Here is a 26,956-nt window from a genome sequence, read left to right on the forward strand (position 1 = left end):
TGCAGTTCCCGGTCGGGTACTGGAGTATTGTTGTGAAATTCACATGAAGGGCCAGTTCAACAGCCTTGCACAGATGGCAGCCGAGGCAGAAAATTCGGCAGCTGAAACGTTTAATCTGACCAGACGGCCACGTTACTCGATAATCTGCCCGGTAAAAAGCCCCATCCTGTCGGACAATTGCGACAATGGTCGTCTGCGCATGGCGCCGGTGCCGGGTCAAAATACCCGGTCCGGCCTCACAGCCAGCCCCGGAAATAACAAGGAAAATTCGGTGAAACTCAGCGATATCGCCCGTCTGGCCGGTGTGTCCGTGACCACCGCCAGCTACGTCATCAACGGCAAGGCTGAACAGCAGCGCATCAGCAACGCCACTGTCGAACGGGTGCGCGCGGTGGTCGAAGCCCACGGCTTCACACCCAACCCGCAGGCCGCTGGCCTGCGCAGCCGACACACCCGCACCCTGGGCTTCATTCTCCCGGATCTGGAGAACCCCAGCTACGCCCGCATCGCCAAGCAGCTGGAGCAAGGCGCCCGCGCCCGTGGCTACCAGTTGCTGATCGCCAGCAGCGACGACCAGCCCGACAGCGAGCGCCAGTTGCAGCAACTGTTCCGCGCGCGCCGTTGTGATGCCCTGTTCGTCGCCAGCTGCCTGCCGCCAGAAGACGACAGCTACCGTGAATTGCAGGACAAAGGCCTGCCGGTGATAGCCATTGACCGCCGCCTGGACCCTGCGCACTTCTGCTCGGTGATCAGCGATGATCGCGATGCCAGCCGCCAACTGGCCGCCAGCCTGCTCAACGCAGCACCACGCAGCATTGCCCTGATTGGCGCACGCCCCGAGCTGTCGGTGAGCCAGGCGCGTGCCGGCGGGTTCGACGAAGCCCTGCAAGGCTATGCCGGTGAAGTCCGTCGCTACCAGGGCGAAGCGTTCAGCCGTGAGTGCGGCCAGCGCCTTATGCAACAGCTTATCCATGACCTGGGCGGCCTGCCGGATGCCCTGGTGACCACCTCGTATGTGTTGCTGCAAGGGGTGTTCGACACCCTGCAGGCCCGCCCTGCCGACTCGCGCCAGTTGCAGCTGGGCACCTTTGGTGACAACCAGTTGCTCGACTTCCTGCCGCTGCCGGTCAATGCCATGGCCCAGCAGCATGGCCTGATTGCCGCCACCGCGCTGGAACTGGCGCTGGCCGCGATCGAGGAGAAACGCTACGACCCGGGCGTGCATGCCGTCGGCCGCACCTTCAAGCAGCGCATCACGGCGGCCTGAACATGCGCCTGATCGACACCCACACCCATCTGGACTTCCCTGAGTTCGAGGCCGACCGCCCGCGTGTGCTGGCCAACGCAGCGGCACGCGGAGTGGAACGGATGGTGGTGCTGGGGGTTTACCAGGCGAATTTCCAACGGGTGTGGGACCTGGCCTGCGCCGATCAGCGCCTGTTTGCAGCATTTGGCCTGCACCCGGTGTACCTCGACCAGCATCGCCCAGAGCATTTGACGCAATTGCGCGAATGGCTGGCGCGCCTGCACGGCGACCCACGGCTGTGCGCCGTGGGTGAGTTTGGCCTGGACTACTACCTCGAAGACTTGGACAAGACGCGTCAACAGGCGCTGTTCGAAGTGCAACTGCAAATGGCCTGCGACTTCGAACTGCCCGCGCTGTTGCACGTACGCCGCAGCCATGCCCAGGTAATCGCCACGCTCAAGCGCTACAAGCCGGCGCGGGCGGGCGTGATTCATGCGTTTGCCGGCAGTTACGAAGAGGCGCGCGAATACATCAAGCTAGGCTTTCGGCTTGGGCTTGGCGGTGCCGGCACCTGGCCACAGGCGCTGCGGCTGCGCAAGACGCTGGCGCGGCTGCCACTGGAGAGTGTGGTGCTGGAGACCGATTCGCCGGATATGGCGCCGGTGATGTACCCGGGGGAACGGAACAGCCCGGAGCATTTGCCGGACATTGCCGGGGCGCTGGCCCAAGTGATGGGCGTGGATGTAGAGGCGCTGGCGCAGGCCAGTAGCCGCAATGCTTGCGAGTTGTTTGGCTGGTGCTCGCCTTTGTAGTTGCTGCGCTCGATCTGCCAGGCGACGCAAATAGCAAGGCGACCCTATGTCAAACCAGCACGGTCCACAGCGCGAACCCGGCATACCACAACACCGCACAGCGCAACAGCAGCTCCCACAGGCTGTCCAGCCGCCCCAGCCCACGCTGGCTGTCTTCTTCATCGGGAATGTCATCGGCAATGCGCCCCACCCGTGCCACCAGATGCGCAGCACTGATGTGCCAGTTGAGCACCTCGTGCAGCATCACCCGGGTCACTGCAAGGAAGTTGCCCACCAGCGCAAAGCTCAACGCCAGCATGCGAACCGGTAGCCAGTCCATGATGTGCCGCAGTTGTTCGGCACGCGCCTTCAGCTCCGGCTGCTGGCTGTGCTCGCCGCACAGCGCCAACAGGCGATAAGCCAGCGCCGCACCAGGCCCCAGCACGAAATACCAGAAAATCACCGCAAAAAAGCCTTGGTACACCTGCCACAGCAGGTTGCCCTGCACACGCACCAACAGGCTATGCGGCTCATCCGCCACTACGCCCAGGTCGCGCTCAGCAACATGCAGCGCCGCTTGATCATCACCGCGCCGCCAGGCATCACGGAACGGCCCCAGCGACGCCTTGGCATCGCCACGGCCCAGGCTGTAGACCAATACCAGCAGATGCACCGGCAAGGCCAACAGCCCATAGGCCACCGGTTCCAGCACATGCAGCAGCAACACCAGCAGCGCTACCGGTGCCAACACCACGATGGTCAGCGTCCACCAAGGGTGCACCTTGCCACCGCGTTCCAGGCGAACCAGCTCGCCCAGGAAGAACCCATCACGCTGCACTTGATGGCGCAGGGCCGAAAATTTCTCGACCCACAGTGCCAGCAACAACACCAGAAAACTCATGCCTTGTCCTCGTTGTGCAACAACGCTTCGCGGTAGCGCGGCCAATCGAAGGACGGGCCGGGGTCGGTCTTGCGTTGCGGGGCAATGTCGCTGTGGCCCTGAATGCGGCCCAGGTCGATGGCCGGCCAGGCGCTACGAATGTGCCAGGTAAGCTCCTCCAGCACGCCATATTGAGCATCGGTATAGGGCACCTCGTCAGTGCCCTCCAGCTCGATGCCGATGGAAAAATCGTTGCAGCCTTCACGCCCGTCGAAGCACGACACACCCGCGTGCCAGGCGCGATCGAGCAACGAAACGAACTGGGTCACCGCGCCGTCACGCTCGACGAACAGGTGCGCCGACACGGTCAGGTGGCCGATGCTGGCGAAATAAGGGTGTTCGTTGGGGTCCAGCCGGTTCTGGAAGAACTGCTGCACCTTGCCGGTACCAAAACAGGCCGGCGGCAGGCTGATGTTGTGTATCACCAGCAGGGAAACTGATTCGCCTTCGGGGCGGGCATTGAAGTTCGGCGAGGGGCAGTGGGTGATTCCGATTCCGTGGAACCAGCCAGTGGCACGGTCCAATTGCATGGGGCAAATCCTGAAAGCGCCTTGAACAGAGCCACAGTATGCCCTGCCGTCAACACCGTTTGCATGTGAATGATTGTAATGTTGCCGCCTACCGCACGTGCGGCTGCCGCAGCCTGTCGAGCGCCGCCTCCAGCGCCCGCTCGAACAACAACCCGTCATCCAGCACCCGCACGTCCCCTCGGTACAGCGCCTGCGCCAGGCCGGCACCGTTCCACTCTCGCACCTTCATGCCGGTGCGGTTGGCAAACACCAGCCTGTCGCCGCTGTCGATTTGCGCCACCAGTTTGCAGCGCAGCGGTTCGTCGTCATCAAGTACTTCAACCCAGGTACCGATGCGTAAGCGCTGCACCTGCCGCAATGCCGCGGCCTGGCCCTCGGCGACGTGCAGCGGCGCACAGGAGGGTTCTTCGGCAATCGCCAGCACGATCTCTTCATCCACCAGCACTTCGGCCAAGGGTTGGTCATGGCCAACCGGTAGCCCGGCACCTGTGCAGGCACGCAGGTGCAATTGCTCCAGTTGCAGGAAGAACTCACGGGTTGCCGCCGAGTTCAAGGCCACGCTGGCCAACCCGTCACGCAGCGCCTTGAGCAGGCCAGGTACCTGCTGCAACAGGGTTTGCGGCTCATGCCCAGGGGTGATGCTGACCAATAGCGTGTCCAGGGTGTACAGGGCATCTTGCCAAGCCTGCGAGGCCTCACCCTGCTTGAGCCAGGCCAGCAGCAGCACCTGGCTCCAGGCCTGCACCAGCATTTGCACGACCACCAGGGGCAAGACACGGCCGCGCAGGCGCTGGTTGAGCACCCGCTGCACCTGCTGACGGGCCTGCAAGGCACGGGCGCGCCCTTCTTCGGCGTCGCGGGTGCGTTGCTCAAGCAACTCGTTGCGCCGCCGCTCCTCCTGACTGAACGCAAGGAAATCATCAAGAAGTTCGGCAAAAATACCAACATCTTCGACAAAATCATTGATTAAACGCTGGACTATGCGCTCTACCCGCAAGTGCAGGCTGTCACGCAGCCCTTCGCCGCTGCACGCCCAGCCAATGGCTGCGCCAGCAATTTCGTTGAGCAGCCGGCGTGCAGGGTGACTGGCCCGGCTGAACAGCCCCTTGTCCAGCAGGGCGACCTTGAGCAGCGGGATATGCAGGCGGGCGATCAGCGCACGCAGGCTGGCCGGCAGGTTGTCGTCGCCTTGAATACAGGCGAACAGCAGGCCGACCAGGTTGATCATGTCCTCGTCGGCCACGGCGATGCGCCGGCGCGTGCCGCTGCGCACGCTGACCCTCAGCAGCAGTTGTTCAAGCTGTTGGCCAAGCTCGAAGTCCTCAATCTCGGCGGTTGCAGGCACGTAGTGCTGCAAATGCGAAAGCAGGCGGACCAGGTCTGCGGTGCTGATCGACTGGGCGGCAGCCACCGCCTGCAATCGCGGTGCGAACTGCCCACGCGCTGGGGCCAGCAAGGTTTGCAACGAGGCAAAGAACGCCTGCCCTGCCGCGTCCGCACCCACTTCCTGGCCTTGGTTCGCCGGCCCTCGTCCTGCCCTCATGCGCCGGTCCTCGGCGCGGCGGCGCGGGGGCGGTTGCAACTCGGGCAGCACACCGGCTACGGCCAGCAACTGGTTGGCTTCGGCATAGATAACGTCAACGTCGCGCAAGACGAAACGCTCGAACAGCTTCAGCAGGACCAGTTTGACCCTCAGGCCAACCCCAAGGTTACGGCCAGCCTCCAGGAAGTAGCCGCACAACGCGGCAGGCCCCAGCGGGTTGCGTTGCTCATGCACGGGGCGATCGAGCAAGGCCTGCAAACGCAGGCCCAGTTGCTGCAGGGCGATGCCATCGCGCGACAGCACCCGCGCAACCATGCCTTCGATGGCCGCAGCCCGCTCTAGCTGCACCTTGCTCCGCAGGGGGTCCGGTGCGGCCAGATGCGCCAGCAGGTCGACCTGGCCGATGCCGGCGTAGGTCTCGTAAAAAGTATCAAGGAAGCCGCGTTCAATACTTTTGCGCTTCAGGCGCAGATCGCGCATGGCCTCGAAGTAAAGGTTCTGGTCGCAACGATCAACGGCCTTGTCGGCCATCTCGAACAAGGTGTCGTCGGCATTGTCGAACAGCGCTTGCAAGCCTTGACGCAATTGCAACGCCGCCTTGTCGCGCACTTGCAGGAGCAATACAGGAAGGCAAGGCAGAGGCGTACGCCCCCCTCGATCGATGGCTGCCGCCAGGGGCACCACCTTGCCTTCTTTCTGCATCCTGGACTCCTTGCAGGGTGTCATGCCCGAAGGGGCTGAAATCGTCAAAGCTATGACGCCAAATACTGGTCGCCATTATCGGTAAAAAATCGCACAGCTGCCAGCGCCTATTCATGGAAGGGTTAATGACCCGCGTTTGCAGTCACTGCTCACCAAGACCGACCAAAGGTCATTGCCGGGGCGGCTGTACACATCGGTCCCCTGCCCTATAATCGCCGGCATCTAGCTTGTGGAGCCAACCATGCCGAACCTACGCCTTGCCGACCTGACCGCTGAAATCGAAGCCAACGTGCGCCGCGCATTGCTGGAGGACATTGGCAGTGGCGATATCACCGCGCAGCTGATCCCGGCCGAGCGCCTGGCCAAGGCCACCATCATCACCCGCGAAGACTGCGTGATTGCCGGCACTGCCTGGGTCGACGCCGTGTTTCGCCAGCTTGACCCGCGTGTGGCCGTGCACTGGCAGGTGGCCGACGGTGATCGCGCAACGGCCAACCAGCCGCTGTTTCACCTGGAAGGCCCGGCCCGTTCGCTGCTCAGTGGTGAACGCAGTGCGCTGAACTTCCTGCAGATGCTGTCGGGGGTTGCCACCCGTGCGCATTTCCTGGCCGACCTGGTGGAAGGCACCCAGGTGCGCCTGCTGGACACCCGCAAAACCCTGCCAGGCCTGCGCTTGGCGCAGAAGTACGCGGTAACCTGCGGCGGCTGCGACAACCACCGCATAGGCCTGTACGACGCCTTCCTGATCAAGGAAAACCACATTGCCGCCAGCGGCGGCGTAGCCCAGGCAGTGGCTGCGGCGCACCGCATTGCTCCGGGCAAGCCGGTGGAAATCGAAGTGGAGAGCCTGGATGAACTACGCGAGGCGCTGGCCGCTGGCGCAGACATCATCATGCTCGACGAGCTGAACCTGGACGAAATGCGCGAAGCAGTGCGTATTAACGCGGGCAAGGCCAAGCTGGAGGCCAGTGGCGGAGTCAACGAAACGACCCTGCGGGTAATTGCCGAGACTGGCGTGGACTACATCTCGATTGGTGCCATGACCAAGGATGTGAAAGCCGTGGACCTGTCGATGCGGTTGAGCCTGTGAGCTGACCGCAGGCAATAAAAAACCGGCCATTGAGCCGGTTTTTTTTGTCGTTGCCGAGGGCCCTGTCGCCGGCAAGCCAGCTCCCACAGGTAACGCACTACCTTCAGGCCTTTAGCATTACCTGTGGGAGCTGGCTTGCCGGCGATGGGCCGCAAAGCGGCCCCGGTGTTGCCGGATCAGAACGAGGCGTTGGCCAGCCCGTCCAGGTAACGCTCCACGTCCAGAGCCGCCATGCAGCCGGCACCGGCCGAGGTAATGGCCTGACGGTAAACGTGGTCAGCCACGTCACCTGCAGCGAACACACCTTCAACGTTGGTGGTGGTAGCGTTGCCGTCACGGCCGCCGTTGACCACCAGGTAGCCGTCCTTGAGGGTCAGCTGGCCTTCGAACAGCGAGGTGTTCGGGGTGTGGCCAATGGCGATGAATACGCCGTCGACCTTGATTTCGTCGCTGCTGCCGTCGTTGTTCTTCAGGCGAGCACCGGTCACGCCCATGTTGTCACCCAACACTTCGTCCAGGGTGGCGTTGAGCTTGAGCTCGATCTTGCCTTCGGCCACACGGGCGTTGAGCTTGTCGACCAGGATCTTCTCGGCGCGGAAGGTCTCGCGACGGTGCACCAGGGTTACCTTGCTGGCGATGTTGGCCAGGTACAGCGCCTCTTCCACGGCAGTGTTGCCGCCACCAACCACAGCGACCGGCTTGTTGCGGTAGAAGAAACCGTCGCAGGTGGCGCAGGCCGAAACGCCCTTGCCCATGAAGGTTTCTTCCGACGGCAGGCCCAGGTAGCGGGCGCTGGCACCGGTGGCGATGATCAGTGCGTCACAGGTGTATTTGCCGCTGTCACCCTGCAGGGTGAACGGCTTGTTGGCCAGGTCGACGGCGTTGATGTGGTCGAAGACGATTTCGGTTTCGAATCGCTCGGCGTGTTCCTGCATGCGCTGCATCAAGGCCGGGCCGGTCAGGCCATGGGGGTCGCCCGGCCAGTTGTCGACCTCGGTAGTGGTGGTCAGCTGGCCGCCCGCCTGCATGCCGGTGATCAGCAGCGGCTTGAGGTTGGCACGGGCAGCGTACACCGCAGCGCTGTAACCGGCAGGGCCGGAACCGAGAATGATGACGCGCGAATGACGTACTTCAGACATGTCGAACTCCTGTCGAGCCGGCCGCTCGGGCCGGCATCGGTGTACCGGCTGCGCCAGCTGGAAAATTAAAATGGACCCACGCAGCACTTGGGGAAGGCTACAACGCGCAGGCCCGAAAAGCGGAAAGTTGAGCGCACTGTAGCGAGGTCGCAAAGATTAAGGAAATATCCTTAGACAATCCACCTCATAGGCACCGTCTATTCAGTGATTTCATCCATAGCTCAGCCCCGGCACTTTTGTTACAGCCCGTGTCCCGCTTGCCAGTCACCTTTCGTCGGCGCGGCAAACTCGGTAAGGTCAGCGCGTTTTCCTTCTCTGCGGAGTCTCCCGATGCAAGCCCCTGTCCTCTCCGGCCCCCAATACCTGCGCGAAGGCCTGAAACTGGTGCTGAGCCCCAACCTGCGGCTGTTCGTGCTGCTGCCGCTGGCGGTCAACCTGTTGCTGTTCGGTGGCATGGTCTACTTCGCCGGCCACCAGTTCGGCCTGTGGCTCGATGCCCTGATGCCGACGCTGCCAGATTGGTTGAGCTTCCTCAGCTACATACTCTGGCCGCTGTTCGTCGCCTTGCTGGTGCTGATGGTGTTCTTCACCTTCACCTTGGTGGCCAACATCATCGCCGCGCCGTTCAATGGCTTCCTGGCGGAAAAGGTCGAAGTGGTGGTGCGTGGCGAAGACACCTTCCCGGCGTTCAGCTGGGGCGAGCTGGTGGCCATGGTGCCCCGCACCTTCAGCCGCGAAATGCGCAAGCTGGGCTACTTCCTGCCACGGGCTGTCGGCCTGTTCATCCTGTCGCTGATCCCGGTGGTCAACGTCGTCGCCGCGCCACTGTGGCTGATGTTCGGGGTATGGATGATGGCCATCCAGTACATCGACTACCCGGCGGACAACAACAAGATGAGCTGGCAGGACATGCTCGCCTGGCTGCGCAGCAAGCGCTGGCAGTCGCTGGGCTTTGGCGGCATCACCTACCTGGCGCTGATGATTCCAGGGGTGAACGTGTTGATGATGCCGGCGGCGGTGGCGGGGGCTACGTTGTTCTGGGTGCGGGAGCGCAACTGACTGCCGAGGTGTACGCGCCCCCTGTAGGAGCAGCCTGAGTGATGGTGAAAGACATTGGGTCCATCAAAAGGCAGACCAAATCTGCTCGGGGCTCTACTGCCCCAACCGGCTGGAGAACTGCCCCACCACATCCACCACCCGCTTCGCCCCGTCCTGGATCTCGACAATTACGTTGCCCGTTTCGTCAGCCAGCGCCAGCCCCTGCTCGGCCTGGCGTTTGCTGGTGTCGATGATCGCCACTGCCGCCTGCGCCAGTTGCTCGTTCTGCTTCACTACCCGGGCAATTTCCTCGGTAGCGGTGCTGGTGCGCGAAGCCAGCTGGCGCACTTCGTCGGCAACCACGGCAAAACCTCGCCCTTGCTCGCCCGCGCGGGCCGCTTCAATGGCCGCGTTAAGGGCCAGCAGGTTGGTCTGCCCGGCAATGTCGCTGATGGTCTTGATGATCGACCCGATCACCCGTGACTGGGTGTCCAGCGCCTGGATGCCCTCCGCCGCCTCTTGCATCGAGGCCTCAAGGCCGCGCATCACACTGACGGTCTGGGTGACCACCTCGGTGGCCTTGCGCGCGCTGACATCGGTACCCAGCGAGGTGCTATAGGCTACATCTGCCGCCTGGGCCACGGCCTGCTCCTGGTTGACCTGGTCGGTGATCACAGTGGCGAACTTGACCACCTTGTACAGCACATCGTGGGCATCGAAGATCGGGTTGTACGAAGCCTCCAGCCAGATTACCCGGCCATGGGCATCGATACGCTTGAAACGTTCGGCAACGTATTCACCCCGGCGCAGCTTGTCCCAGAACGCCTGATAGCCGGCCGAGTTAACCTCCTCCGGCTCGCAGAACATACGGTGGTGCTTGCCGCGAATCTGCTCCAGGCGATAACCGACTGTGGCCAGGAAACGCTCGTTGGCAGTGAGGATGGTGCCGTCGAGGTCGAACTCGATCACTGCAGTAGAGCGCATCAGCGCCTTGATCAGGCTTTCGTGCTCGCGAGACGTCTCGATGGTGCGGGTCAGGTCGCTGGAGTGCAGCGTGAAGTACTTGATGCGCCCCTCGCTGTTCTTGACCGGCTGCAGGATCGAGCGCAGCCAGGCTTCCTGGCCGTTGCCACGCAGCAGGCGGAAGGCGCCGTTCAGGTGCTCGCCACGGCTGATCGCGCTTTTCATGCGCTGGTAGAAGTCGAGTGACTTCACGTGGGAAGGGACAATGTCCTCGATGTTGCGTCCAAGCAATTGTTCGCAACGGTAGAGCATTTCGCTCTCGAAATTACCGTTGACCATCTCGATCCGTCCCTGTGGATCGAGCTGAAGTACCAGCATCTCGCTGTCGAGACTACTCTTGACCTGTTCCACGGACATCAGGTCTTCGCGCAGCTGCCGGATTTCTTGCTTGAGCTTGCTGTTGAACATCACCGCACTCCTGGAGCGCATCGCCTTTTCGAATGCATCTTCATCGGCTGCCGGTTACACCTTCTTGAGCACCGTGCAACGAAATATTCATGCAGGCAAAAGCGTCAGCGGTCAGGCGTCATCTGTACGTCACATTACGGTCACATTGGCGCAATCCGGCAGGCGGAAACTTTTTGTCATGAATACAGCCGCCCTACGCATTACCCTGGTCAGTGAAACCTTCCCACCCGAAATCAACGGCGTGGCCAACACACTTGGCCGCCTTGGCGAAGGGCTGCGCCAGCGCGGCCATGAGGTCGAGGTGGTACGCCCGCGCCAGGCCGGCGAAGCGCCTTTGCACAACGACCCGCACCTGATGCTGTGCCGTGGCTGGGCGCTGCCCGGCTACCCGGGATTGCAGTGGGGCGAGGTGTCCATGCATTCGTTGTTGCGCCGCTGGCGGCGCCAGCGCCCGGACGTGCTGTACATCGCCACCGAGGGGCCGCTGGGGCTCAGCGCCCTGCGCGCGGCCAGGCGCCTGGGCATCGCGGTGGTCAGCGGCTTCCACACCAACTTCCCGCAGTACTCCGGCCAGTACGGCCTGGGGTTGCTGGCACGCCTGCTCACCCACTACCTGCGCTGGTTCCATCGGCGCACGGCGATTACCCTGGTGCCCAGCCTCAGCCAGCGCCTGGAGCTTGAACGCCGTGGTTTCGAGCGCCTGGAACTGCTGGCCCGGGGTGTCGATGCCTGCCTGTTCAACCCGGCCCGGCGCAGCCTGGCGTTGCGCGAAAGCTGGGGGCTGGGCCCGGAGGATATCGCCGTGTTGCATGTCGGGCGGCTGGCGGTGGAAAAAAACCTCGGGCTATTGCGCCCATGCCTGGAGGCATTGCAGAAGACTTATCCACAGAAACGCCTGCGCCTGATCCTGGTGGGTGACGGCCCACAGCGTGCCGCCCTCCAGCAGCAGATGCCAGGTGCCATGTTCTGCGGCGCCCAGCGCGGTGAGGTGCTGGCCGAGCACTACGCCAGCGGTGACCTGTTCCTGTTCCCGAGCCTGACCGAAACCTTTGGCAACGTAGTACTCGAAGCCATGGCTTCGGGGTTGGCGGTGGTTGCTTATGACGAGGCAGCCGCAGCGCAGCACATACGCCATGGTCACAGTGGGGCGCTGGCCATGCCGGGGGACCAGGCGGCGTTTGTCGATGCGACTTGCTGGCTGCTGGAGGAAGAGGAAACCTTGCGCCGGGTACGCCTGAATGCGCGGCAGCATGCCAGCCGCCAGGGTTGGCCGGCGATTGTCGAGGAATTTGAGGGGTACCTCGATGCGGCCCGGAACCAGGCTGCGGCCTCACCCGCTTCGCGGCTGGGTGCTACGCGATCTGTGTAGGAGCGGCCTTGTGTCGCGAAAAGGCTGCAAAGCAGCCCCTCGATCCTTGCAGCAACGCTGATATCCGGGGGCCGCTATGCGGCCCGATCGCGACACAAGGCCGCTCCTACAGAGGGACCGTTTTAAACGCTTCAGGCCAGCGCTTTCTCGATTGCCTGCACCACCGCCGGGTCATCCGGCGCCGTGCGCGGCGAAAAACGCGCCAGCACCCGCCCGTCCTTGCCCACCAGAAACTTCTCGAAGTTCCAGGTGATGTCGCCAGGGAACTCGGCCCCCTCGCCCGCCAGCAGGCGGTACAACGAATGGCGTTGCGGCCCGTTGACCTCCAGCTTGCCCCCCAGCGGGAAGCTCACCCCGTAGTTGAGGCTGCAGAATTCCTGGATTTCCTTTTCGCTGCCCGGCTCCTGCCCGGCAAACTGGTTGCATGGCAGGCCAAGCACGTTGAAGCCCTTGGCCTTGTAAACCTGGTAGAGGTTTTCAAGGGCCTTGTATTGCGGCGTGAGACCACATTTGGAGGCAACGTTGACCACCAGCACCACTTGGCCCTTGAACGGTGCGAGGGACAGCTCCCCACCGTTCAGCGCGTCCAGTTTCAGGTCGTGAAATGCACTCATCATGAAATCCCCTCTCAGGTTCCCGGTTGCCGCGCAGGCGAATTCCGCCCACTAAAAAGGCGCCCGTCCAAACCGTCCACCTCCCGTAGGAAGGCAAATCGGCTTGCCCGAGCGCCTGGCGACTTTCTGAGCTTAGCGCAGAAAATCAGTGGTGATGGCCACCTTCACCGTGGATGTGACGGTGAGCGATTTCTTCTTCGCTGGCGTCACGCACGTCGACTACCTTGACCTGGAAGGTCAGGCGCTGGCCGGCCAGCGGGTGGTTGCCGTCAACGGTGACATCGTCGCCGTCGAGGTCGCGGATGGTGACGATCTGCATCTGGCCGTCCGGCGCCGAAGCGTGGAACTGCATGCCTACTTCCAGCTCGTCAACGCCTTCGAACAGGCTGCGGTTCAGGGTGCTTACCAGCTCGGCCAGGTATTCGCCGTAGGCGTCTTCCGGCTCGATGGTAACGTTCAGCTCGTCACCGGCCTGTTTGCCTTCCAGGGCTTTTTCCAGGCCTGGGATGATGTTGCCGGCACCGTGCAGGTAGACCAGCGGCGCGCCACCGGCGGAGCTGTCGATGGTCTCCCCGGCGTCGTTGGTCAGGGTATAGTCGATGGAGACAGCCTTGTTGGCGGCGATCAGCATGGGGCAAGACCTTTTGCAAAAGTATGTAGAGCGGACAAGTGTAACCAAGCCATCGTCCGATTGCGAACGCACTGCGGACGAGCAGCGGCCCATCAGTCGGATCACCGGCTTCCATCAGGACGAAGAAGGCCACTGGGTGGCCGAGCTGTCTTGCGGCCATACCCAGCACCTGCGCCACCAACCGCCGTGGCAGGCACGCCCCTGGGTGCTCGACCCGGCACAACGCGCGCAGCGCATCGGCCAGCCTTTTACTTGCGGCTGGTGCGCGCAAGGGGCCGATAGCGCTACCCTTGGCCGTTAATTTCTTGCACCGCTTATTTCGAGAAGCACGCATGCAGACATTTTTCATTGCGCCGACCGACTTCGGTGTCGGCCTGACCTCCATCAGCCTCGGCCTGGTGCGCACCCTGGAGCGCGCCGGCCTGAAGGTCGGTTTTTTCAAGCCGATCGCCCAGCCCCACCCGGGTGATACCGGCCCTGAACGCTCGACAGAACTGGTTGCGCGCACCCACGGCATCAAGCCTCCCGTGCCACTGAGCCTGGCCCAGGTCGAGCGCATGCTCGGCGACGGCCAGCTGGACGAATTGCTCGAAGAAATCATCCGCCTCTACCAACAAGCCTGCGTCGGCAATGACGTGGTGGTGGTCGAGGGCATGGTGCCCACGCGCCACGCCAGCTACGCGGCGCGGGTCAACCTGCACCTGGCCAAGAGCCTGGATGCCGAAGTGATCCTGGTATCGGCCCCGGAAAACGAAGTGCTCAGCGAATTGTCCGGCCGGGTTGAACTGCAGGCCCAGCTGTTCGGCGGCCCACGCGACCCGAAGGTACTCGGGGTAATCCTCAACAAGGTGCGCACTGACGAAAGCATGGCGGATTTTGCCACCCGCCTGCGCGAGCACTCGCCCCTGCTACGCGGCAACGACTTCCGCCTGCTCGGCTGCATCCCCTACCAGCCTGAGCTGAACGCCCCGCGCACCCGCGACGTGGCCGAGCTGCTCGGCGCCCAGGTGCTCAACGCCGGCGACTACGAACAGCGGCGCATGAGCAAGATCATCATCTGTGCACGCACCGTGGCCAACACGGTGCCGCTGCTGACGTCGGGTACCCTGGTGGTCACCCCGGGCGATCGCGACGACATCATTCTCGCCGTCAGCCTGGCCGCCATCAATGGCGTACCGCTGGCCGGGCTGCTGTTGACCAGCGACAGCAAGCCCGACGCGCGCATTCTCGGCCTGTGCCGCGGCGCGCTGCAGGCCGGCCTGCCGATCCTGTCGGTCAGCACCGGCTCGTACGACACGGCCAACCAGCTCAATTCGCTGAACCGCGAAATCCCGGTCGACGACCGCGAACGCGCCGAGTTCATCACCGATTTCGTCGCCAGCCACCTCGATGCAGCCTGGCTGCACCAACGCTGCGGCACCCCGCGCGAAATGCGCCTGTCACCAGCGGTGTTCCGCTACCAGCTGATCCAGCGGGCGCAGCAGGCCAACAAGCGCATCGTCCTGCCAGAAGGTGCCGAGCCGCTGCTGGTGCAGGCTGCAGCCATCTGCCAGGCGCGCGGCATCGCCCGCTGCGTGCTGCTGGCCAAGCCCGAAGATGTCGAGGCCGTGGCCCGCGCCCAAGGCATTAGCCTGCCGCCTGGCCTGGAAATCCTCGACCCCGAGCTGATTCGCGGGCGCTACGTGGAGCCGATGGTTGCGCTGCGCAAGAGCAAGAACCTCAACGCACCGATGGCCGAGCAGCAACTGGAAGACCCGGTGGTGATCGGCACCATGATGCTGGCCCTGGACGAAGTGGACGGCCTGGTATCGGGCCTGGTGCACTCCACCGCCAACACCATCCGCCCGGCCCTGCAGCTGATCAAGACAGCGCCGGGCTCCAGCCTGGTGTCGTCAGTGTTCTTCATGCTGTTCCCCGAGCAGGTGCTGGTGTACGGCGACTGCGTGATGAACCCACACCCGAGCGCTGCCGAACTGGCGGAGATCGCCCGGCAGAGTGCTGAATCGGCGCAGGCCTTCGGCATCGCGCCGCGGGTGGCGATGATCAGTTATTCAAGCGATTCGGCCAGTGATGAAGAGGTCGGGAAAGTACGCGAGGCGACACGCCTGGCACAGGGTGCAGCGCGACAGCTGCTGATTGATGGGCCGCTGCAGTATGACGCGGCGGCCAACCCGGCGATTGCACGGGAACTGGCGCCGGATAGCCCGGTGGCCGGGCGTGCCACGGTGTTCGTGTTCCCTGACCTCAATACCGGCAATACCACGCATAAAGCGGTGCAACGCAGTGCCGACGGGGTCAGCCTGGGGCCGATGCTGCAGGGATTGCGCAAGCCGGTGAACGACTTGCCGCGCGGGGCTCAGGTTGACGATATCGTGCATACCATTGCCCTGACGGCGATTCAGGCCAGCGTGGCGCGCTAAAAGCTGGGGCTGCTTTGCAGCCCATTCGCGGCACAAGGCCGCTCCTACAGGGATCGCGTAATGCCTGTGGGAGCGGCCTTGTGCCGCGAATGGGCCGCAAGGCGGCCCCGGGCATCAATCAGGGATATTGCTGAACCTGGCCTTGTTGCTGGTCATACTGCTGACCCGGAATCGGCTTCAGGTTCACTTCCACCCGGCGGTTCTGCGCACGGCCATTGGCGTCGGCGTTGCTGGCGATCGGCTGGTCCGGGCCCATGCCACGCACTGAAATACGCGAAGCATCCACACCCTGCGAGGTGAGGTAGGTGCTGACCGCCTGCGCGCGGCGCTGGGACAGGTCCATGTTGTGCTGGCGGCTGCCGGTGCTGTCGGTGAAACCGACCACTTCGATGGTGTTCTGGTTGAACTGCTTGAACGAGCCTGCGAGGTTGTTCAGCGGCGAGTAGAAGCTTGGGGCGATGTTGGCCGAGTCGGTGGCAAAGGTGATGTTGCCCGGCATGATCAGTTTGATCTGGTCGCCCTGACGCTGTACTTCCACGCCGGTGTTGGCCATCTGGGCGCGCAGCTCGGCCTCTTGCTTGTCGGCGTAGTAGCCATAACCCGCTGCTGCAGCACCCACCGCGGCGGCGCCGATCAGTGCACCCTTGCCACGGTTGTTGTGGTCGATGGCAGCACCGGCGATGGCGCCAGCCAGCGCGCCCAGGCCGCCATACTTGGCAGTCTTGCTCATCCCCGTGGAGCCCTGCGCCTGACCCTGGTTGTCATAAGGGTTCTGGCCGGCACAGCCAGTCATCAGGGCAGCGGCAGTTGCGACGATAATCAGACGACGCATGGTGAACATGGACAAGCTCCTACTGAAATTCATAAATGCGGCAGATCACGAAGGGATCTATGCCAGCCTTGGATTGCATCGGCAATGAAAAATTCAATGAAAGTGCCTTCATGTACGTTCAGGCACGGACAAAGGGGTTTTCCCGCATCTCATCGCCCAGACGGGTCTCTGGCCCGTGGCCAGTCACCACGATAGCCTGTTCGTCCAGCCGGTACAGCCGCTCCTTGATGGAACGCACGATAGCCCGCTGGTCACCCCCCCACAAATCGGTGCGGCCAATGCCACGGCGGAACAACGTGTCGCCGGCGATCAGCAGTTTGGCATCGGCGAACCAGAAGCTCATCGAACCCGGGGTGTGGCCAGGCGTATGCAATGCCACGCCACAGCCACAGGCCAACTCTTCGTCATCGCCCAGCCAGCGATCGGGCGCCGGTACCGGCGTGTAAGGAACGCCGAACATCTGGCACTGCATCTCCAGGTTGTCCCACAGTACCTGGTCCTCTTTGTGCAGGTGCAGGGTGGCGCCGGTCAGCTCCTTGAGCTTGCCCGAGGCGAGAAAATGATCGAAGTGCGCGTGGGTATGGATGATGCTGACCAGCGTCAGGCCGTGGGCCTGCAGGCGCGCGAGGATCTTCTCCGGGTCACCGCCCGGGTCGACGACAATGGCTTTCTTGGTCAGCGGGTCGCCGATGAGCGTGCAGTTGCACTGCAAAGGGCCTACGGGGAAGGTTTCGCGGATGAGTGCTGACGATGGATTCTGCATGGTGGGTACGGGAACCGGTTAATCGAATAGGGTTTGCACACGGGCCAGTGCATCTAGGATGACAACTTCGGGCACCGACTCTACGCGCTTGGCAAAGCGTGCTTCAAGGTCGACTGTGCGGACCTGGTTGCAGAGCATCACCCCCTGAGTCTGCGTGCCCGCACCGCTGAGCGTCACTGCGAAACCCGCATGCCTTGCAAAATCACCACCTTGGGTGATCGGGACGATCACTGCCAGGCCTGACGCATTGAACGCCGCCGGGGTGAGTACCAGTGCGGGTCGCCCCTCACCCTGTTGTTCTCGTCCCACTGTGGGGTCGAGGTTGACGCGAACGATATCGCCTCTGGCGAACTTCACCCGCTTCACACTTCACGTCCTACTGGGCGCATCGCACTCCAGTCGGCCATGTCCTCTGGCTCCGGCGCGCTCAGGTCGCACTGGGCCATCAATTCCTCAAGGGTGTATTTGGGTTTCGATCGGACGGGCTTGAGCACCATCGTCTCTCCCGCTGTGTCCAGGCTCAGGGTGGAGCCGACACCGAGGCGCATCTGTTTGAGCACTGCGGCCGGCAAGCGGATGGCGGCGCTGTTGCCCCACTGCTGAATCTTGATCTGCATGAGTATCTCCCAAGGTAGATACATAGTAGAAACCCTCCAAGCGATTGCAAGCGAAATGTAGAGACGTCGTATCTACATTGTCATCTGTCCGGACCGGACAAAAGCCCTGCAACCTCAAGAAGGAAATCCCCTACATCACCTTGGGAAGCCACCTTCCAACTGCAAAAACACGAAGCGCAAACTCAGCCATCTATCAGGGCAGGAACAACCTGAACAACCCGCCCCCAAGCGCCCCGCCATTGGAGATCTCGATCCGCCCGCGCACCCCGCCGCTTTCATGCAGCGCTGCAATCCGCGCTGCAAAGTACAGCCCCAGGCCGGTGCTGCCGCTGGTCGAGTCGATACCCTGGATGTATTGCTCCTGGCGCTCGAGCATGTGCTTTGGATAACCCGGGCCGTCATCGTTCACGCAGATGGCCAGCTGGTTGTCGGCCTCTTCGATGGTGATCAACAAGGCGTGCCCGGCAAAGCGGGTGGCGTTGGTGATGACGTTGGCGATCACCGAGGCCACCAGTTCACGGTCGAAAAAGCCCAGCGGGTTGTCGGTGTCGATGCGCCAGGTGGCGAGGATGTCGTTGTGCTTGAGCACTTCCTGGTGCGCCGCCAACTGGGCTTCGATGAAATCATCCAGCTCGTGGTAGTCCGGGCACACTGGCAACTGGTTGATACCCAGCTTGTACAGCCCAAGCAGTTGCACCAGCATGCCGTTGAGGTGGCGAAACTCGTGCTCCATGATTCCCTGTTCGACACCACCGCGCAGCTCTTCGGGCAAGCGTTCCACCCACTGATTGTGGGACTGGATCAGCGCTGACAAAGAGCTTTTGAGGTCGTGCACGGTGGAGGCGATCACCGTGGAAAAATCCAGCCCCTGATTGTCTTGATTCATGCGCCGAACACTCGGATGTGCAGTTTGCGGTAACGGTCATAGCGATTGTCGCTGGCAGGGATACCGGCCACGCTGGTCAAGGCGTCCTGGCATTCCTGCATGATCGCGGGCTGAGGGTTTTCACCGCCAATGCGCAGCAGCGCCTGGGCGGTGTTAAGGGCGATGCTGATGTTCTTCGGCTGCATACCCAGCGCCTTGCGGAACAGTTGCAACGCCTCGCCAAGCTGCCCTCCCTGGTAACTGCGCACACCCTGGCGATTGAGGGTGACCGCTTCGGTAATGGCGTTGAGCACACTGGGGTCGTCCGTCAGCTTGCCGACTTTTTCCATGACCTTGGGGTCGTCGCCATAACTTTCCACACAGCTCTTCAGCACGCCGAGCGCGGCGGCTTCCTGGCCCATTGCCTGCAACTGGGCGGCAACGGTCAGGGCCGAATCGACCGAGAAGAACTGGTTCATCTTATCCAGGCGCTGGATCGCCTGTTCGGTCAGCTTGCCGGCCGTTTCCGGGTCGCCCGCCTGCTGCAGGCTGGCCGCCTTCATCATCCGCGCACGCACCTGCAAGCCCTGGTCCTCGGGGTTTTCCTTGGCCACTTCGCTGAGCGTGGTGTTGATTTCGACACGGGTACGGGCGTCCAGGCCAAAGCCTGCGTTCTTGCTCATCAGCGCCTGCACCAGGCCAAGGTTGTTTTCAGCATCCTTGTAGCGCGAGCTCTGGCCCTGGTTCACGGCATGGCGGAACGCCTTCGACGCGGTCTCGAAGTCTTCGTTTTCCAGCGCCAGCTTGCCCAGCGTCGACTGCCGGCGTACCGACAGTGGCGATAGGCGTACGGCTTCTTCAAGCAGGTTTTGCGCGCGCCTGGAATCGCCCTGGGCCACCAGCACTTCGGCCATGCCATCGTAAAGGCCGGGCATGATCGGGAACGCCTTGAGCGCCTGCTCGTACACACCCTGGGCCTGGGCATTCTGGCCACGTTTATGCATCAGGGCGCCCAACGCGGCGTACACCCAAGGCTGCGGGCGGCTGGCCAGGATGGCCTTGAGGAACTTTTCCAGTTCCTCGAAGCGGTTGAGGTTGCGCAGGGCATCGGCCCGATAACGCAGGCACAGCGGTGCCAGGCGCGGGTCCTTCTTGCACAGCTCGGCACAAGCAGCCAGCACTTCGGCCGGGCGATTGCGGTCCAGCGCCTGCAGGATCGGCTTGAGCAGTGTCTTGCGCTGGAACAGTTTCTCGACGCGCTGGGCCAGGCCAACGCGGTTGAACGGCTTGGTCAGGTAGGCATCGGGCTCGTGCTCGATGGCACTGAGGACAATGGCCTGGCTGCTCTCGGCCGTGACCATGATGAACACGCATTCATGGCTGATGTGCTTGTCGATGATCAGGTCTTCAAGCACCTGCTGGCCGTTCTTCTTGCCGTCGCCCAGGTGGAAGTCCTGCAGGATGAAGTCATAGCGCTTCTGCGCACACATGCGCAGCGCCTGCTCGCCGCTGTCGGCGGTGTCCACGTCGCGCACGCCCAACTCACGCAGCATGGAACGGGTCGACGTGCGAAAGTCGGTAAAGTCGTCGACGATCAGAAAGCTTTTTTGCCCGTACTGCAGCATCAACACGACCTGCCTTGGAATGATTGAAAAATCGCGCTAGGCGATGCCACCGATCGCTGTATCGGCAGCCGGTCGGAAAAGATGAGGGTAGAGCATTGCTGGCCACAATCCATGGCCTCAGGCCATCACTTTAGCGATCAATGACCTGCAGGGCCAGTATCACGCCAGCAGCCCCAGCGATTTGGCCTTGGCCACCGCCTGTGTGCGCCGCTCGACCCCCAGCTTGCTGTTGATGTGGCTGGCGTGGGTCTTCACGGTGTGCAAGGAAATGAACAGCCGCTCGCTGATCTGCTGGTTGGAACAGCCCTGGGCAATCAGTTGGAGCACGGCCAGTTCGCGGCCACTCAGGGCTTCGCCAGTGCCCATGGTAGCGCTTGGTAGTTGCGGCAGTCGCTTGAGCAGTTCGGCCTGAACCGGGCAGGCGGCACCTGCCTGCAGTTGCTCATGAAGCCATTGCGGATGTTTTTCCAGCAGCAGCTGGAACGGTTGAAGTACGCCGCCACGCGCGGACTCCAGCAGGCTTGGCAGCAGCTGCGCGGCCTGCCCTTCCCGGCCTTCGTCCAGCAGCTGGGTGAGCCATTGGCACAGGGCGCTGACGGTAAGCATCATGCCGCCACTGGCCCGGCCTCGCTCGACCAGGCTTGCCAGCCGTTGCACGGCATCGTCGCCACGTAACTGGATGCGCTCGAGCAGCGCCTGCTGCAACGCAATGTGCAAGGGCAGCAATGGGTGGAACTCCGGTGCTGCCGCCGGCTGCTCGCCGCCGTAGGTCTGGCCCAGGCGCAGCAGCCAGGACTCGGCCAGGTCGGTACGCCCCTGGGCCAGCCACAGTTCGCATTTGACCAAGGTAATCATGGCCAGGTAGTAGACCGGGGGCACGTCCCAGATATGCATCAGGCGCTCGGCCTCTGCCAGTTCGGCAAAGGCCTCGGCAAAGTGCCCTTCCCGGCCATCGAGGGTCGCAATGACGCAATGGCCGATAAGCACACTGATATCCCGACAGGCCCGCGCCTCGCCCAGCCCGGCGCGCAAACGCGCACGGCCCTGGGCCGGCTGCAGCCGCGAGACCAGCAGGTAACCTTCGTAAAGCGTCAGGCGCGCACGCACCGCATACAGCCGCTGCGCCGAAAGCCCTTGCAGGCGCTGAAGCCCTTGGCGCACTTCGTCCAGCGCGCGCAGCACCTCGCCACGGGCATGCAGCACGCGCGCCCGGTCGTAATGGGCCAGCGCCTCGAACAACGGGTTGCCAACCCGCTGGGCCAGCTCCAGGGCTTCGCGGTTCCAGCCTCGGGCCCGCCAGAAATCGCCGTCGGCAATGGCCAGGTTGGACAGCGTCGACAAGCACACCAGGCGTTGGCCATAGCGCTTGCACGGCAGGCTCTGCAGCGCTTCGCCGCAATAAGCCACAGTACGTTCGCGGTCGCCACGGCCACGGGCAATCACCCCACTCAGCGCCAGCCACTGGGCCAGCATCGACTTTTGCGCGGTCGCCGAAGGCGCGGGCAAAAAGCGACTGAGGTAGCCCGCCAGTTCCTCGGCTGCGTCGAGCTGGCACGCCAGGCCCAACGCCCAGCTGTACAGCACGATCAACCGGGGAGTGCTGATCAGCAGGCTGTCGGGCAGGTCCATCTTCCAGCGCAGCAACATGCCGACGTTCTGTTCCGCCAGCAGTTGCTCCTCGGACAGGCTCTGCACCAGGTCGGCAGCGACATCGAGGTGGCCGGCACGCAGCGCCTGCTCTACCGCCTCGTCCAGCAGGCCCTGCTTTTCAAACCAGCGACAGGCACGCAGTTGCAAACCGGCCAGTGGTTCGCTGGCCTGCCGGCTGCGCAGCAGGTCGGAGAACAGGTGATGGTAGCGGAACCAGTGGCCATGCTCGTCCAGCGGCACCAAAAACACCTGGTGCGCCTGCAGGAAGCGCAGCACTGCGGCGCTGTCCTGGCGGCCACGCAAGGCATCGCACAATGGGGCGCAGAAGCGCTCTTGGCAGGCCGTGTCGTACAGGAACGCCTGTACATCGGCGGGCAGCATGTCGATGACTTCTTCAAGCAGGTAGTCGCGGATCAGGCCTTCGCCGCCATGTAAGGCCTGGGGCAAGGCTTGCTCGTCCGCCGACTCGCTGGCTGCCAGTTGCCAGAAACGCAGACCGGCCACCCAACCGTCGCTGCGCTGAATGAGGTTGTCCAGTGCCTGGCCGCGCAGGGCCGTTGGCTGCCGGCCGATCACCGCCAGCGACTCTTCGTCGGTGAGGCGCAAATCCTGTTCGTTCAGTTCGACAAGCTGGCGCGACAGCCGCAAACGCGCCAGGTGCCAGTCCGGGCGCTGGCGGCTGGTAACCAGCAACACCAGGCCGGCGGGCAGGTGGTTGAGGAAGAATTGCAGGCAACGGTCGAGTACCGGCCCCTGGGCCAGGTGATAGTCGTCGAGTACCAGCAGCAAAGGGGTATCGGTTTGCAGGTACAGCGCCAGCTCGTCGAGCAGGCCGTCGATCCACTCTTCGAAGGCAAACGGCTGGTGGCGCTGGCGCATTTTCAGCAAGCCCATGGCCTGCCCGCCCAGTGCCGGGCAGTACTGCTGCAGGCCTTCGAGCAGCCGCTCAAGAAAGCGGCCTGGGTCGGCATCACGCTGGCTCAGGCCCAGCCACAGGCTACGCCAATGCTCGGGCAGCGCTTCGCAAAATTCGATGGCCAGGGAGCTTTTGCCGAAACCCGCCGGGGCGTTGACCAGCAGCAACCGGCCACCCAGCCCGGCGTGCAAGCGCTGACACAGGCGCAGGCGCGGCACATGGCCGTCCGGCAGCGGCGGCCGGAAGAAACGCCCGTCCAGCAGGCCCAGGGCCTGGCTGGCAAATCCATGTGTACGGGACAAATCTGTCATGGCCGGCTCGTTCTGGGTGGAGGACTACGGCGATATGGATGCTTGCGAGACTAGCCGGTAACGCAGCGCATTTGAAGATGATGGGCGCAATTGCCCCGGAAAAGACTGCGACAAAAAGCAACATGGCTGATGGACAGGGGGCTGGGGCGGGGGTTTGGGTGGGTATTCAGCAAATTTATTGCCTGTTCCGACCTCTTCGCGGGCGCGCCCGCTCCCACAGGGGTTTGCACTGCTTTCAAGGCCGGTGCTGTACCTGTGGGAGCGGGCGTGCCCGCGAAGAGGCCGTACTGGTAAAAAGAAACGCCCCGGGGAGGCCGGGGCGTTCTGGGGATCACACGGAGTGGAGGCTTTTCAGATCAACGAATACCCGACTGGCGCAACGCCGCAGGCTGGAAGTCCGCTTTGCTGGCACTGAAGCCGAAGTCGTAGGCACGCTTCTCTTCGTTTTTCATGCCCAGGGCCAGGTAACGACCCGACTGCAGGTCGTAGATGGTTTCCAGGGTGTACCAAGGCACCTCTTTGTTGTAATACGGCTGGGAATGGGCTTCGGACACGCGCCACAGCTGGCCACGGCCGTCGTACTGGTCGATCACTGCGGCCTGCCAGGTGTCTTCGTCGATGTAGAAGTCACGCTTGGCGTAGATGTGCCGCTGGCCCGGCTTCAGGGTTGCGACCACGTGCCAGACGCGGCGCAGCTCGTAACGGGAAAGGTCCTGGTTGATGTGCCCGGCCTTGATGATGTCGGCGTACTTCAGCTTGGGGTCATCCAGCTTGAAGGCGTTGGAGGCGATGTACAGCTCCTTCTTGCCTTCCAGCTTCCAGTCGTAGCGGTCTGGCGCACCGTTGAACATGTCCAGGTTGTCGGACGTACGCAGGCCGTCGGCGGCGGTACCCGGGCCGTCGTACGACACTTGCGGCGCCTGGCGCACGCGACGCTGGCCGGCGTTGTAGATCCACGCCTTGCGCGGCTCCTTCACCTGGTCGAGGGTTTCGTGCACCAGCAGCACGGTCCCGGCCAGGCGCGCTGGCGCGGTCACTTCCTGCTTGAAGTAGAACAGGATGTTGCCTGGGTTGTTCGGGTCGTAATCCTTCATCCTGTCGCGGAAGACGAACTGGTCGGAGAAGTAAACCGGGCTGAAAGAGCCGTTCTGCTGTGGCGTGGCCTGGATCACCAGGCGGCTTACACTGCCCCCCCGGTAACGGGTGATGTGGTTCCAGATCACTTCCAGGCCGCTTTTCGGGATCGGGAACGGCACCGCCGTGTTGAAGTTATTCAAACCGTTGCCGCCTTCCGTCAGCGTGGTCTGGGTGGCGTTTTTCTTGATGGCGGCGAACACGTCCGCAGGTACCGTGGAGCCGCGATGGGTTTTGAATACCGGGATCTTGAAGGTGTCCGGGTAGCGCTTGAGCATGGCCAGCTGGCCCGGCGAAAGCTTGTCCTTGTACTGCTCGGCGTTTTGCGCAGTGATGGTGAACAGCGGCTTTTCACTGCCATACGGGTCGGCAAGGAAACCCTTGCCGTCGACGCTGCCCGCACTCTTCGACAGCGGCTCCCAGGGGCCGATGGAGCCATCGGCGTTGCCGGCCTTTTCCGCCCCCATAGGGGTCAGGGTACTGCCCAACTTGGCCGCCTCGTCGGCGGATACCGCAGCCATGACGCTGGTCGCCAGCAGGGACAGGCCCAGTACACCGGCTTGCAGCAGACTTCTGGTCGTGTTCATGTCGTGTCGTCCTGGATCTGTATGCTTAGAAGTTCACGCCGAAGCTGAGCGCGACGAAGTCACGGTCATCCACGGTGGTGTACTTGCCGTCGAAGAAGTTGGTGTACGACAGACTCGCCGTGTAGGTGTTCTGGTACTCGGCGTCCAGGCCCAGGCTGACTGCCTTGCGGCCTTCCTCGAAGTTGCCGCCTGGGCCTGGCGAGTAGCCAGAGACGTCATGGGACCAGGCCACGCTGGGCTTCAGGTTGACCCCGGCGAAGACGTCGTTGTAGTCCCAGATGGCGCGAGCGCGATAACCCCACGAAGTGCTGGTGGTGAAACCATCGCTGTTGCAGTTGCGCGACAGGTTGGCGGTGGAGCTGCCCAGCCCGGAGCCATTGATGGTGGAGCCGTTGAGCGCAGTACACATGCCACCAGGCAGTTCGCCAGGGCCGTAGACCGGGTCGCGACCATAGCGTGCCTTGCTGGTGCTCTCCAGGCCGCCGACATGGGTAACACCGACTTCGCCCACAACTGTGAGCCGGCTGGCGCCCATGACCTGGTCGAAGAAGTGGGTGAAGGTGGTCTGGAACTGGGTGATTTCCTTGCGCCGGTAGCCGTGCAGGTCCTGGCCCGGTGTGCCCTGGAGCACGGACGCATTACCAAACCCGGCCAGCGGCGTGACACCGGCGAACAGGATATCAGTAGAGTTCAGCTGCACCGGCGCATTAGGGCGATAGCTAAGCTCGCCGCTCCACGCAGTACCGGTAGGCAGCGTGGTGGCGAAGCTCAAACCGTACAGGCGGATATCCTCTGGATACTCGACAAAGTACTGGGAGTTGCCTGCAATGAGCAGCGGACGAAGCCCGGCAAGCGCTGTGGGCGTAAGGCTGTTGGCAAAAGCGAACGCAGCCGGGGAAGCGCCAGTCGCACTGAAGATCGGCGCACGGCTGTGGTAGTTCATGAAGTACGCGCCGAACTCGGTATCCAGCGGTTCGAACATATAGCGGAACGCAACACCGAACTGGCCACTGTCGCGGGCGTCGCGATCGGCACCACGCCTTACCAGCACGCCTTCTTCGTTGTAGTTGACATTGTTGGCGGCCAGCACGCCCCTGGCAATGGCAGGCAGTGCATTGAGGGTGCGGCTGCTGTTGAGCACACGCAGGTTGTCGGTGCAGCCGTCGGCAATGATGTCCGGCTGGGAGAAGAACGTACCGCAGTTATCAACAACCGTCTGGTCCCACTCGATCTGGTAGAAGGCCTCGGCCGACAGGTTGTCGGTCAGGCTTTGCGAGACATAGAACATGTTGACCGGGATCAGGCCTTCCTTGATCTCGGCCCCCGGGCGGCGGAACGCCGACACGTCGATGGGGTTGATCGAGTTGATGCCGCCGCCGATGAAGGTACTTTCACCCCAGCTCACCACCTGCTTGCCCAGGCGCACCGAGCCCGGCTGATCGCCGATGGAGTAGTTGTGGTAGACAAAGGCGTCGAGCAACTGGGCGCCGGACGACTTGGCGCCTTCCTTGCGGCCGGAGTCGCTGATGTCCTTGAACTCGCGGCCTTCGTCCTTCAGCTCGAAGTCGTACCAGTACTTGCCGCGCACGAACACGCCGGTGTCACCGTACTTGAGCTCCAGGTCGTGGATGCCCTTGAAGATCTTGGAAAAGGTTTCGCCCTTCTTGAAGTTCAGGTGGCCATCGTCGGATGTCTGCGACAGGCCCTTGCCGCCGTTGTTCACCCCGATCAGGTTCTTGTTGGGGTTGGCCGTCGACCAGCTGGCGCCGATGGAGAGCGACGAGTCGAACTGCCCTTCGATTTCACCAATGTTGAAACTGACAGCGAAAGCAGGACTTGCGAGCGTGGAAGCAAGGCTGACGGCCAGGGGCAACTTGGCCCGGCGCCAGAACAGGTTTGCAGATTTCATCGACGCTACTCCATGTACTTTATTGTTATGGCAGTGAGTCCTTTCAAGAACGGCCCGAGCGACCGGTTTGCAGGTTTGCACCTGCGGCGATACGGCTTGCGCGTATCGCCCTCCCCCATTCCTGAAAATCCCCTGGCCCCGACTATAGCCAGCAAGGCACAGGCGCTTGATCCCTCTAAAGTGTGATTTGCGCTCCATGCCGCCAACTCGCTGCAGTGTTGTCCCGGTTGCGGGCTGGCAGAGCTCAAGGATGGCGCATTTCT

At 62.8% G+C, this 26,956-nt stretch carries 23 protein-coding genes and 1 pseudogene; 7 read left to right on the forward strand and 17 right to left on the reverse strand.

The features are described 5' to 3' along the window. The first annotated feature begins 271 nt into the window (after nt 1-271). The gene (gene cra / locus JOY50_RS19320) at nt 272-1,267 is read left to right on the forward strand and encodes a catabolite repressor/activator (RefSeq protein ID WP_132846374.1); all 996 of its coding nucleotides are present in this window, start codon (nt 272-274) and stop codon (nt 1,265-1,267) included. A 2-nt stretch (nt 1,268-1,269) separates the two neighbouring features. Next, nucleotides 1,270-2,058 (forward strand): TatD family hydrolase, encoded by a 789-nt coding sequence (locus tag JOY50_RS19325; protein WP_132846373.1) that lies wholly within the window; start codon nt 1,270-1,272, stop codon nt 2,056-2,058. Nucleotides 2,059-2,107: 49 nt separating this feature from the next. On the opposite strand, the gene ampE is transcribed toward JOY50_RS19325, so the two are convergent. From ampE to JOY50_RS19340, 3 genes are all read right to left on the reverse strand, one after another. Continuing rightward, nucleotides 2,108-2,938, reverse strand: a complete 831-nt coding sequence (gene ampE / locus JOY50_RS19330; RefSeq protein WP_019472450.1) for a regulatory signaling modulator protein AmpE — start codon at nt 2,936-2,938, stop codon at nt 2,108-2,110. Further along, on the reverse strand, nt 2,935-3,507 hold the full coding sequence (ampD, locus tag JOY50_RS19335) for a 1,6-anhydro-N-acetylmuramyl-L-alanine amidase AmpD (protein ID WP_132846372.1): 573 nt from the start codon (nt 3,505-3,507) through the stop codon (nt 2,935-2,937). The genes ampE and ampD overlap by 4 nt, the downstream gene beginning before the upstream one ends. A gap of 88 nt (nt 3,508-3,595) precedes the next feature. Next, nucleotides 3,596-5,752, reverse strand: a complete 2,157-nt coding sequence (locus tag JOY50_RS19340; RefSeq protein WP_132846371.1) for a DUF1631 domain-containing protein — start codon at nt 5,750-5,752, stop codon at nt 3,596-3,598. Nucleotides 5,753-5,993: 241 nt separating this feature from the next. On the opposite strand from JOY50_RS19340, the gene nadC reads away from it, so the two are divergent. Beyond that, nucleotides 5,994-6,842 carry a carboxylating nicotinate-nucleotide diphosphorylase gene (gene nadC / locus JOY50_RS19345; RefSeq protein ID WP_132846370.1) on the forward strand — a complete coding sequence of 283 codons (849 nt, stop codon included), beginning with the start codon at nt 5,994-5,996 and terminating at the stop codon, nt 6,840-6,842. A gap of 176 nt (nt 6,843-7,018) precedes the next feature. Here the strand turns inward: nadC and trxB are convergent, their stop codons facing one another. Next, on the reverse strand, nt 7,019-7,981 hold the full coding sequence (gene trxB, locus JOY50_RS19350; RefSeq protein WP_243055650.1) for a thioredoxin-disulfide reductase: 963 nt from the start codon (nt 7,979-7,981) through the stop codon (nt 7,019-7,021). 330 nt (nt 7,982-8,311) lie between these two features. Here trxB and cysZ point away from each other — a divergent pair, with 330 nt between their 5' ends. Beyond that, a complete protein-coding gene (gene cysZ, locus JOY50_RS19355) occupies nt 8,312-9,040 on the forward strand; it encodes a sulfate transporter CysZ (protein WP_243055651.1) in 729 nt (242 codons plus the stop codon). 93 nt (nt 9,041-9,133) lie between these two features. Here cysZ and JOY50_RS29315 read toward each other — a convergent pair whose 3' ends face one another. After that, a complete protein-coding gene (locus tag JOY50_RS29315; RefSeq protein ID WP_405045994.1) occupies nt 9,134-9,565 on the reverse strand; it encodes a methyl-accepting chemotaxis protein in 432 nt (143 codons plus the stop codon). A 156-nt stretch (nt 9,566-9,721) separates the two neighbouring features. Further along, a pseudogene (locus JOY50_RS29320) lies at nt 9,722-10,471 on the reverse strand (PAS domain-containing protein); the annotation flags it as partial. 157 nt (nt 10,472-10,628) lie between these two features. Here JOY50_RS29320 and JOY50_RS19365 point away from each other — a divergent pair. Then, a complete protein-coding gene (locus JOY50_RS19365) occupies nt 10,629-11,819 on the forward strand; it encodes a glycosyltransferase family 1 protein (protein WP_132846357.1) in 1,191 nt (396 codons plus the stop codon). Between the two features lie 131 nt (nt 11,820-11,950). Here JOY50_RS19365 and JOY50_RS19370 read toward each other — a convergent pair whose 3' ends face one another. Further along, nucleotides 11,951-12,433, reverse strand: a complete 483-nt coding sequence (locus JOY50_RS19370; protein ID WP_026034578.1) for a glutathione peroxidase — start codon at nt 12,431-12,433, stop codon at nt 11,951-11,953. 145 nt (nt 12,434-12,578) lie between these two features. Next, a complete protein-coding gene (locus tag JOY50_RS19375; protein ID WP_016484906.1) occupies nt 12,579-13,064 on the reverse strand; it encodes a peptidylprolyl isomerase in 486 nt (161 codons plus the stop codon). Here JOY50_RS19375 and JOY50_RS19380 point away from each other — a divergent pair. Together JOY50_RS19380 and pta are read left to right on the forward strand one after the other, a co-directional pair. After that, the gene (locus JOY50_RS19380; protein ID WP_138737441.1) at nt 13,063-13,365 is read left to right on the forward strand and encodes a DUF3565 domain-containing protein; all 303 of its coding nucleotides are present in this window, start codon (nt 13,063-13,065) and stop codon (nt 13,363-13,365) included. The two genes, JOY50_RS19375 and JOY50_RS19380, sit on opposite strands and share 2 nt — an antisense overlap. A gap of 31 nt (nt 13,366-13,396) precedes the next feature. After that, nucleotides 13,397-15,484, forward strand: a complete 2,088-nt coding sequence (gene pta, locus JOY50_RS19385) for a phosphate acetyltransferase (RefSeq protein ID WP_243055652.1) — start codon at nt 13,397-13,399, stop codon at nt 15,482-15,484. A 118-nt stretch (nt 15,485-15,602) separates the two neighbouring features. Here pta and JOY50_RS19390 read toward each other — a convergent pair whose 3' ends face one another. From JOY50_RS19390 to JOY50_RS19430, 9 genes are all read right to left on the reverse strand, one after another. Next, nucleotides 15,603-16,325, reverse strand: coding sequence for an OmpA family protein (locus JOY50_RS19390; RefSeq protein WP_016501466.1), 723 nt, complete (start codon nt 16,323-16,325; stop codon nt 15,603-15,605). Nucleotides 16,326-16,434: 109 nt separating this feature from the next. Continuing rightward, entirely contained in the window at nt 16,435-17,079 is a 645-nt protein-coding gene (locus JOY50_RS19395) for an MBL fold metallo-hydrolase (RefSeq protein WP_138737442.1), read from the reverse strand. Between the two features lie 18 nt (nt 17,080-17,097). After that, the gene (locus JOY50_RS19400) at nt 17,098-17,445 is read right to left on the reverse strand and encodes a type II toxin-antitoxin system ChpB family toxin (protein ID WP_019472461.1); all 348 of its coding nucleotides are present in this window, start codon (nt 17,443-17,445) and stop codon (nt 17,098-17,100) included. Then, nucleotides 17,442-17,720 (reverse strand): AbrB/MazE/SpoVT family DNA-binding domain-containing protein, encoded by a 279-nt coding sequence (locus JOY50_RS19405; RefSeq protein ID WP_019472462.1) that lies wholly within the window; start codon nt 17,718-17,720, stop codon nt 17,442-17,444. Before JOY50_RS19405 ends, JOY50_RS19400 begins: the two co-directional genes overlap by 4 nt. Before the next feature lie 169 nt (nt 17,721-17,889). Next, nucleotides 17,890-18,582, reverse strand: coding sequence for a sensor histidine kinase KdpD (locus JOY50_RS19410; RefSeq protein WP_138737444.1), 693 nt, complete (start codon nt 18,580-18,582; stop codon nt 17,890-17,892). Next, nucleotides 18,579-20,186, reverse strand: coding sequence for a tetratricopeptide repeat-containing response regulator (locus tag JOY50_RS19415; protein ID WP_019472464.1), 1,608 nt, complete (start codon nt 20,184-20,186; stop codon nt 18,579-18,581). Before JOY50_RS19415 ends, JOY50_RS19410 begins: the two co-directional genes overlap by 4 nt. A gap of 159 nt (nt 20,187-20,345) precedes the next feature. Continuing rightward, entirely contained in the window at nt 20,346-23,063 is a 2,718-nt protein-coding gene (locus tag JOY50_RS19420; RefSeq protein WP_132846353.1) for a LuxR C-terminal-related transcriptional regulator, read from the reverse strand. A 356-nt stretch (nt 23,064-23,419) separates the two neighbouring features. Next, nucleotides 23,420-24,784, reverse strand: coding sequence for a DUF1329 domain-containing protein (locus JOY50_RS19425; RefSeq protein WP_132846675.1), 1,365 nt, complete (start codon nt 24,782-24,784; stop codon nt 23,420-23,422). A 25-nt stretch (nt 24,785-24,809) separates the two neighbouring features. Then, the gene (locus JOY50_RS19430) at nt 24,810-26,693 is read right to left on the reverse strand and encodes a DUF1302 domain-containing protein (protein WP_019472467.1); all 1,884 of its coding nucleotides are present in this window, start codon (nt 26,691-26,693) and stop codon (nt 24,810-24,812) included. Between the last annotated feature and the right edge of the window lie 263 nt (nt 26,694-26,956).

The organism is Pseudomonas sp. BP01, assembly GCF_022760795.1.
Lineage (GTDB): Bacteria > Pseudomonadota > Gammaproteobacteria > Pseudomonadales > Pseudomonadaceae > Aquipseudomonas > Aquipseudomonas putida_Q.